This window comes from Vibrio sp. 2134-1 (assembly GCF_033339495.1).
In genome coordinates this window covers 1-523 of sequence record NZ_JAWOUS010000932.1, presented here as the reverse complement: position 1 = coordinate 523, position 523 = coordinate 1, and the positions used below count along the sequence as shown (strand labels likewise).

Genomic DNA, 523 nt, shown 5'->3' with positions numbered 1-523 from the left:
CAAGGAAACTTATGGGTGAACCAATCTTACAAGTATGTTGTTTCTCAATTAGGATACGACGCTGATAATATTCACGTGGTTCATATTGCGCCGGCCTCGCCAACATTAACCCCTGATAGTGACTATATTTTATCAACCTCTGACCTTGTTATTAATGGCCTGCAACTAACGGGAATTGGCTCTGTCCCTGTACCGAATACCGCTATAGCGCCAAGCACAGCAGACATTGCAGGGCATGGTTTAATTGAAATCTATTTAACTCATCCTGACTCGATTAACAAAATCAAGAAATCTGTGGGGCGAGCTTTTGATTCACTTACCAAGCCGGACATGGAAGAGCATCTCTTTGAAGTGACCTATCAATACACGCCTTCTTTTGTTGAAAGTCACGCTGAACCAGAGATTAAATTTGTCGATAACCCAAGCGGGGATTGGTTTGAAAAAGCCATGTATCCACATTACGATGACTCGTACTTTGAATATGATTCTGCCGCTTACAAATACAAACTCAAACCTGTTGCTG

The 523-nt window shown here is 42.1% G+C and carries 1 pseudogene; it reads left to right on the top strand.

The features are described from left to right. Positions 1-523 (top strand): annotated as a pseudogene (locus tag R7R78_RS29330) (hypothetical protein); the annotation flags it as partial.